We start from the raw sequence: 8,694 nt of genomic DNA on the forward strand, positions 1-8,694 counted from the left end.
AAGAATGCAAAGATTCTGGATTATATCCATTCGATTTGTGGCAATAAATTATTAAATCAAAATACAATTTGTATTTTGGTTTTTTTAATAAGATCTATGATTATCTTGAAATGAAGCTAAAAATTGTTTTGTACGTTCTTGCTTAGGATGTTGAAAGAAATCTCTAACATTATTTTGTTCGATAATTTCTCCATGATCCATAAAAACAATCTTAGTTCCTATATTTTTCGCAAAACTTAATTCATGTGTTACAAGAATCATCGTCATTCCTTCTTGAGCAAGTTGTTTTATCACAGATAACACCTCTTGGATCAATTCAGGATCTAATGCTGATGTTGGTTCATCAAATAAAATTAATTCTGGATTTGTTGCGATGGCACGAGCTATTGCAACACGCTGTTGTTGACCACCGCTAAGTTCATGGGGATAAGCGTCATACTTATCACTTAAACCAACTTTATCTAATGATGCTTTACCTATTCTATTCGCTTCATTTCTGTTTATTTTTCGAGCAACGACTAATCCTTCAGTGACATTACCCAAGACTGTTTTATTACGGAACAGGTTAAAATTTTGAAATACAAAAGCAGTTCTTTTCCTAATCTTATAAATGTCTTTTTTTGTGATTTTATTTAGTTCATACACTTCATCATCAAAATTTATTAATCCGCTATCTGCATGAGTAAGAAAATTAATCGATCGTAATAAGGTAGTTTTCCCTGAACCACTTGGTCCAATAATCATTACCACATCTTCTTTATTGACATCAAAACTGACTCCTTTTAATACTTGATTACCATCAAATGATTTAACAATATCCTTTACTTTTAACATACAGTCACCTAATAAACCATTCTATACTTCTTCTCGAAATAATGTTGAACCTTTGTAAGTAGTGTACAAATGATAAGATAAATTAGTCCAACTTCACAATATAGAGCAAAGGGTTCATATGTCCTTGCGATAATTCGTTGTGTTGCCATCAACATTTCTAATATCGTAATATTGGATGCTAGAGATGTATCCTTCACTAAACTAATCAATGAATTACTTAACGATGGAAAAGCGATACGTAGTGCTTGTGGTAAAACGATTCGAAATAGAGTTTGAGTCGTAGACATACCAACACAATAACCCGCTTCAAACTGTCCAACTGGTATTGCCTCAATAGCCGCTCTTATTGTTTCCGCATCATACGCACTTGTATTTAGTGCAAACACAATAATTGCCGCTGGGAATGGTTCTATCAAAATACCTAAATTGGGTAAGCCATAAAAGATTACATATAACTGTACCAGTAAGGGTGTTCCACGAATAACCCATACATAGAACCTTGCGAATTGTTTTAATGGATTTATATTTGATACCTGAATCATCGCAATTATTAACGCTAATATTAACGCTATGGCAAACGAAATAATTGTTAATGGAATGGTCATTGTTAACCCAGGTAATACTATTTTCCAAAATGAATCGAGTAAGATTTCAATTAATCTATCATTCACAATTATCCTCCTTTTATTGTTGCGTCAAATCAATACCAAAGTATTTATTTGATAACGCACTTAATTCTCCTGATGTTTTTAACTCATCAATAATTCTATTGATTTCAATCATTAAACTTTCTGTTTCTTCACCTTTTCGTAATGGTATCGAAACAGATGAAGCATCTTCTGTTAATGCAGCTATTTTTAGATTTGCATTTGGATGTTGTGCCATATAGTCATAATAAGAAACTTCCGCATTAAGTGTCGCATCCACTCTCCCTGATAATACCAACTCTATTGTTTGACTTAGATCATCTACACCTGTTGGTGTTGCACCATAACTTTCCGCGAGTGTTGCGTAGGTGCTTGCTAATGTATTCGCGGTACTTTTTCCATTTAAATCTTCGAATGAATTTATTAATGAATTATTTCCCTCAACAATAATTGCAGTTTTAATCAATGCATAGGGTGAAGTAAAATCATATTTTTGACTTCTCTGCTTTGTTACTTCTACTCCGTTAAATACAATGTCATATCGTTTTGCATCTAATCCCGCAAACAAACTGTCCCATTCAGCCTCCATAAATGTTGCCTTTACTCCTAGTTTATCTGCAATGAGTTTCCCTAGTTCAACATCATATCCAACAAGTTCATCGGATTCATCATGATATGTCCAAGGGGACCATGTACCTTCTGTCGCAATAATAATTTCTCCTTTTTGTTTTATCAATGATAATAGGTCTTCACTTTTACTTTCTTTTGAATTACTACATCCAGTAATGACTAGTAATATCAAAATACAACTTATTAATAATTTTTTCATTTGTTTTTTTCCTCATCTTCTTTTTCAATTTGGTATACAAGATAATCCAGACAATCTATACACTTCTGCCCTTCATGCACTTTATCTAATAACTTTTTCCTGTGTCTTGATAGAAGTGTCTTTTGATCTGATTTATTACCTGATTCATTACAATTCATAAAACAAGTTATCGTATCACAGTCACATCCTGCATCTTTTAAATTTTGTTCAATTGCTTCTTTTGTGATTTTATGACTCATAATTTCAAGCATACCTCCTTACTTGTTTTTGCATATTCATCGTAGCATTCACTATTTCCAATAACAAATACTTATACTAAATACTTTGCTATGCTTGACAGGTATAGTAAAATAAATGATATAAGGAGGACATCCTATGGAATTACGTGTACTTGAATATTTTCTAGCTGTAACTCGTGAACAAAGCATTTCTGCTGCAGCCGAATCTTTACATCTATCTCAACCAACATTATCCAGACAACTAAAAGATATGGAAGATGAACTTGGTAAACAACTCATTGTTAGAGGTAATCGCAAAATAACACTCACCGAAGAAGGTATGATCCTACGCAAAAGAGCCGAGGAAATATTAGATTTAGTTAGAAAAACTGAAAATGAAATTAATGTATCCGATGATATGATTAGTGGAGATATTTATATTGGTACTGGTGAAACAGAAGGGATGCGCTTGATCGCATCTACTGCAAAGGAAATCCAAGAAATCTACCCTCATATACACTTTCACGTAGTAAGTGGTGATTCTGTTGACATCATTGAACGATTAAATCGTGGATTATATGACTTCGCTATTCTACTAGGTGATATTGACACAACAAAATACGATTCAATCTTATTGCCGTGTAAAGATATTTGGGGAGTATTAACTAGAGAAGACTCAATTCTCGCATCAAAAAAAGAGATTCATCCTGAAGACTTATGGAATGAACCTCTCATTTTATCGCGTCAAGCGATGAATAGTTATGGATTACCTACCTGGTTTAAAAAAGATATGAACGAGTTACATGTTTCCGCAACCTATAATCTAATTTATAATGCCTCAATCATGGTCCAAGAAGGAATGGGACATGCTTTAACTCTTGATCATCTTGTAAATACTACAGGTGATAGCGATTTGTGTTTTAGACCTTTATCACCATCATTAGAATTGGGTATGCAAATAGTTTGGAAGAAATATCAAGTATTATCTAAACCGACTGAAAAATTCTTAAACCGTCTGCAAGAAAAATTCTAACGCGAAATTAATATGATTTTCTAACTCATCTTTTCAAATAATTCTTTTCCAACAGAACAAATAGGACAAAGATAATCATCAGATTCTTGAGTCAAATCTCCTTCATAAACATATCCACACATAATACAATGATATCTAATTGAATCAGTTTGTACTTTTTCTAATACTTTTGTTGGTTCACTATAGACACTTGGATCTTCATTTAAATCTTGACTGCGATCTACATAACTTGTATGAAGTAATTGCTCGGCTAATTCACTAAGTGGTTGCGAGAAATATTCTTCATACAATTTTTTTAATTCAATATTCTCATGACTATAGCGTATTGTAGACCTATCATCATCTTCATATAAACTCTTAATACGAGCATTACGTACTTCATCCATATCTTGATTTAAATGAATTGGTTGTCCACCACCTGATATACATCCACCACTACACGTCATAACTTCTACAAAGTGATATCCATCGATTCCATTTTTAATAAATTCACGTGCGTTATTTGTACCATGTATTACAGCAACCTTTATATCCATATTGTTAATTTTAACTGTTGCTTCTTTGATGCCATTTAATCCTCGGATACTTTCGAACTTGATAGATTCGAGTGGTAAGTTTTTTCCTTCCAGCATATAGGCTGCTGTTCTAAGTGCCGCTTCCATTACACCTCCCGTATTACCAAAAATAACCCCTGCTCCACTTCCCTTAGGTAGCAAGCCATCATACTCTGATTCTTCCACATCATTTAAATCTAAATTTAGTGCTTTTAACCATTTCGCAAGTTCTCGTGTTGTAATTACATAATCTGTATCTTGAATATTTTCTTTACCCTCTAACTTACCTGCATCATTCATCTCAGGTCTTTTTATTTCATATTTTTTTGCAGTACATGGTGTAATCGCAACTGTAATGATATCTTCAATATTCAATTTCTCTTTTTCTTTGAAGTATGTTTTTATCGTTGGTCCAAACATAGAAATAGGACTTTTCGATGTTGATATATTGTTTAACATCGTTGGATAATATGTTTCTACAAATTTTACCCACGCTGGACAGCAACTTGTGAATTGAGGTAGTGGCTTGTTGTTCGTTATTCGATCAATTAATTCACTAGCTTCTTCCATAATTGTTAAATCCGCCGCGAATGTTGTATCAAAAATATAATTACCACCTAACTTACGTAAAGCACCAATCATTTTTTTCTCTACGAAACTACCATTAGACATCCCAAACTCTTCACCCAAACCAACTCTTACACTTGGTGATGTCATGAATACCACCTTTTTATTCCCTGAATCAATTACCCTTTGAACATCCATCCAATCTTGTCTTTCAACTAATGACCCTGTTGGACACGCCAAAATACATTGACCACAATTGATACAAATAGCCGTATCCATTGTTTTATTCATATCAAAATGACCTCCAACTGAAATCATTTGGCTACAAACGTCCCTACACTTACCACACTTAATACATAAATCTTCAATTCTCTTCAATGAAACATTGTTTGGTTCTACTGGAACTCTAATTCCTACTTCTAAATGTTTTGTCATAATAATCACTCCTGAAATGATTATAACCTTATTGATATTTATTATCAATAAGAAATTTAATTATATTTTTTTATTATTTTTTTCTACTATAGAAGTAACTCTTTTATTATTAATAATAAAAAGGATTGATCTATTATTGCCATCAATCCTTAAATAATTCGTTATTTTATACTTGTTTAACCATTTCAATGAACTGATATTCTCCACCATTTGTTTCTTGTGTAAATTCCTTAACTATCGTATATCCACATGTTTGATAACAGTTAATTGCTCTTTTATTAAATGATGCAACATTCATTTTCAATGTCTTTGTTTTAACCAAACTCAAGATATATTTTTCAATTAGCAAAACAAATGTTTTACCATATCCTTTTCCACATATATCTGGTCGTAATCCCAACCCAATTTCTACACCATCATCTTCGACAGTGTATGAAAAATAGCCTATTAATTCATTCTCATCCAGTACTTCAAATACATTATTTCGCATATCTTCATGAATGAATTCATTATAGTCTTCTAAATCAGCAGTCATATCATAGAAAGCAAAATCACCTGAGTACTTCCAATTATTAGCTATCTGCAAAGCATTTTTTTGAGATAATTCATTAATTGCAATCATGTGTTTATTTCTTTTCTTTTTTTACGAACATTAAAATCATACCAATTATAAATCCAATACACGCAGGAACTACCCATCCCATACCAATACTATAGAATGGTAATTTACTACCAATAGATAATATACTTTGCACAATTGATGAATCACGAATGAATGTAGGACAAGCATTTAAACCATCTATAATGGCAGCAATTAAAGTAAATCCAGTCGTCATTTGATACACTATGCGACTATGATTAAAGAATGACCCAAACAAAGATAAGAGAATTAATGTCATTGCAAGAGGATATAGGAACATCAATACAGGAATTGAAAATTCAATAATTTTTGTTAGCCCTACATTTGCAAATAAGCATGCCATAGCACTTACTGTAATTGCAAATACTAAATATTTACCTTTTGGAAATAAACCTACGAAGGTTTCTGAGAATGAGGAAATTAATCCAATTGCTGTCTTTAAACACGCAACAATAACAATTGCCGCTACAACGATACTACCAAAGTTACCTAAATAATAATTTGTTATTTGTGCTAATGCGATTCCCCCATTTGCACTGATTTCTAATTGCCCAACACTCATTGCACCCATGTATGCCAGCAAACTATAAATTAAACCCATCAAAATTATTGTAAGTATACCTGACTTCACTGTATCCATTGCAATGTTCTTCGGTTCATTAACGCCTTTATTTCTAAGGGTTGAAATAACAATAATACCAAATGCCAAACTCGCTAATGCATCTAATGTATTATAACCTTCTATAAATCCAGTGAAGAGTGGTTGTGTTTGATACGCATTTTGTGCTGCAATTTCACTAATCGTTCCCATTGGATTTGTAAATGCTATCGCAAATAAAACAAACAACAAAATTAAAAATAAAGGATTTAATACTTTACCAACATAGATCAATAACTTTGATGCTTTTCTTGCGTAGAAACATGCAACTGTAAAAAAGACCACACTAAATATCGCTAATACTATTCCAATATTTGGAGCATCTACAAAAGGTGCAATTCCAATTTCAAATGATGTTGTCGCTAAACGAGGTAGCGCAAAGAATGGTCCAATAACTAAATATAAAAGAATTGTAAAAACATATGCATATTTTTTACTAACTCGACTTGCCATATCAAATAAACCTTCACTCTTAGAAATACCCATCGCAATAATTCCCAAGAATGGTAGTCCTACACCTGTGATAAGAAACCCAATATTTGCAAGGAAGACATTACTTCCAGCCTCTTGCCCCATATGCACTGGAAATATTAAATTACCTGCTCCAAAAAATAGCCCAAATAACATTGAACTAATATAAAAATATTCTCTCCCTTTTAGTTTTCTATCCATAATTATGCCCCCACCTTATTATTTTAATTTCAACAAATAAGTTTTTACTATTATATTCTAATTCCTATTCTATTACAAACAACTTTTATTATTTTGTCTATTCTAGAAAAAAGACAACAATTGCGATTTACAATCGTTGCCCATTCTTTTTGAGAGATAAATTTTATTTAACGCAAAGAAAATCACTCAATAATTCAATATTCTTTTGTGGTAATCCCTTCGAATCATATAGTTTATCTATTAGATCTCCACTACCTGTTGTATGATTTTGCACCTGAGTTGAAGGATTGAATACATATTCTAAAAGATACTCTGTATCCATGATTTTATAACTAAGCGCTCTTCCATCTTCTCGTTTATATGAGGAAGATATAAGTGAATCCAAAGCTTCCGTTGAACCAAAAGTATTTATGAAATCTTCATTTGAAAGAGTAATTTCAAGTTTTAAAGCAGTTACATAATTATTCTTTTCTTTATAGTAAATCTTCGTTGAAGGACAACCCGTTTCAGTCCATTTCTCAGTACATCCACAACAAACAATCGTGATAAGTACAAGGATCAAAAATTTGTAAAATATATTTGGTACCATCAACAATATTTTATCAAGTATATTCATGGTTCCTTCTCCTTTTTCAATTCTTCTCTTTTACATAATATACAATATAACCTATGGGTATTCTTATATATTACTCATTCCTACTTTGAGAAAATTAAACCATAATTAAGAAAGCGCATTTAATAATTTTCTAAAGACGCCCTTGTTTCTTTAATTCTTCTTTTGAATATATTTGTTGATAATGAGATTTTCTATACTTAACATAGAAAATTGCACAGAATATAACTGGGATGATAACTAACAAAACATTAATAATTAACTTATTATCAAAAACTGAGTAAAACATAATCATTAGCATTTCTGTAATTGCAGTTAAAAATAAAATTCCGAATTCCAGTGCGTCTCGAAGTGCCTCTTTATTCATTGTGTTTACCTCCTGTATAATTCAATTATATACCTTTAATATTATATCAACTATTTTTTCGTTACTTATACTTGGTCATTCCATGCTTTACATACATCAATCCATTCAAGAAAGTTTGAATATTTTTCTAACTCCGCAATCGTTAATTCAATCGTACTATTACCACTACCACACCCTGGAAAAACAGTTGTAAATCTTCTTAATGATTCATCTAGATAGACGACAACCCCATCATTAATCGCAAATGGACAGACACCTCCACCCGCGTGACCTATTACTCTTTCCACGTCGTCTGATTTTATCATCTTTGCTTTCGTAAGGAAATAATTTATGTACTTCTTGTTATCAACCTTTGCATCTCCAGCACACACAATTAAAATTGCTTGATCATTAACAGTAAACGCCATGGTTTTAGCAATTCTTGCTGGCTCACAATTCAATGCTATAGCCGCAAGTTCTACCGTCTCACTAGATACAGGAAACTCAACAATTCGATTCTCAATACTAAATTGTTTAAAATATTCTTTTGCTTTTTCAATTGACATCGTTCTACTCAATTCGTTTGTTTACCTTTCAAACAAATTCTCTCCTCACAATAATTATTATTAGTATACTACTTAATTCTAG

The 8,694-nt window shown here is 32.0% G+C and carries 11 protein-coding genes; 1 reads left to right on the forward strand and 10 read right to left on the reverse strand.

Translation table 11 applies throughout. The features are described from left to right. Positions 1-84: 84 nt before the first annotated feature. The 4 genes from RR643_RS10410 to RR643_RS10425 are packed head-to-tail and all read right to left on the reverse strand — an operon-like array spanning position 85 to position 2,549. Entirely contained in the window at positions 85-834 is a 750-nt protein-coding gene (locus RR643_RS10410; protein ID WP_332483169.1) for an amino acid ABC transporter ATP-binding protein, read from the reverse strand. A gap of 8 nt (positions 835-842) precedes the next feature. After that, complete coding sequence (locus tag RR643_RS10415; RefSeq protein ID WP_332483170.1) at positions 843-1,505, reverse strand: amino acid ABC transporter permease; 663 nt, start codon at positions 1,503-1,505, stop codon at positions 843-845. Positions 1,506-1,518: 13 nt separating this feature from the next. Further along, positions 1,519-2,310, reverse strand: coding sequence for a transporter substrate-binding domain-containing protein (locus RR643_RS10420; RefSeq protein WP_332483171.1), 792 nt, complete (start codon positions 2,308-2,310; stop codon positions 1,519-1,521). Beyond that, positions 2,307-2,549 carry a hypothetical protein gene (locus RR643_RS10425; protein ID WP_332483172.1) on the reverse strand — a complete coding sequence of 81 codons (243 nt, stop codon included), beginning with the start codon at positions 2,547-2,549 and terminating at the stop codon, positions 2,307-2,309. Before RR643_RS10425 ends, RR643_RS10420 begins: the two co-directional genes overlap by 4 nt. A gap of 136 nt (positions 2,550-2,685) precedes the next feature. Here RR643_RS10425 and RR643_RS10430 point away from each other — a divergent pair, with 136 nt between their 5' ends. Continuing rightward, complete coding sequence (locus tag RR643_RS10430) at positions 2,686-3,561, forward strand: LysR family transcriptional regulator (protein WP_332483173.1); 876 nt, start codon at positions 2,686-2,688, stop codon at positions 3,559-3,561. A 20-nt stretch (positions 3,562-3,581) separates the two neighbouring features. On the opposite strand, the gene RR643_RS10435 is transcribed toward RR643_RS10430, so the two are convergent. The 6 genes from RR643_RS10435 to RR643_RS10460 form a co-directional block, all read right to left on the reverse strand. Further along, complete coding sequence (locus RR643_RS10435) at positions 3,582-5,117, reverse strand: [FeFe] hydrogenase, group A (protein WP_332483174.1); 1,536 nt, start codon at positions 5,115-5,117, stop codon at positions 3,582-3,584. A gap of 166 nt (positions 5,118-5,283) precedes the next feature. After that, complete coding sequence (locus RR643_RS10440) at positions 5,284-5,739, reverse strand: GNAT family N-acetyltransferase (RefSeq protein WP_332483175.1); 456 nt, start codon at positions 5,737-5,739, stop codon at positions 5,284-5,286. Between the two features lie 4 nt (positions 5,740-5,743). Next, positions 5,744-7,087, reverse strand: coding sequence for a branched-chain amino acid transport system II carrier protein (gene brnQ, locus RR643_RS10445; RefSeq protein ID WP_332470064.1), 1,344 nt, complete (start codon positions 7,085-7,087; stop codon positions 5,744-5,746). A gap of 163 nt (positions 7,088-7,250) precedes the next feature. Then, a complete protein-coding gene (locus tag RR643_RS10450; RefSeq protein ID WP_332483176.1) occupies positions 7,251-7,703 on the reverse strand; it encodes a hypothetical protein in 453 nt (150 codons plus the stop codon). A gap of 130 nt (positions 7,704-7,833) precedes the next feature. Beyond that, complete coding sequence (locus RR643_RS10455; RefSeq protein WP_332470066.1) at positions 7,834-8,067, reverse strand: hypothetical protein; 234 nt, start codon at positions 8,065-8,067, stop codon at positions 7,834-7,836. 65 nt (positions 8,068-8,132) lie between these two features. After that, positions 8,133-8,612 carry a YbaK/EbsC family protein gene (locus RR643_RS10460; protein WP_332483177.1) on the reverse strand — a complete coding sequence of 160 codons (480 nt, stop codon included), beginning with the start codon at positions 8,610-8,612 and terminating at the stop codon, positions 8,133-8,135. Positions 8,613-8,694: the final 82 nt, after the last annotated feature.

Source organism: Anaerorhabdus sp. (assembly GCF_036637135.1).
GTDB lineage: Bacteria > Bacillota_I > Bacilli_A > Erysipelotrichales > Erysipelotrichaceae > Anaerorhabdus.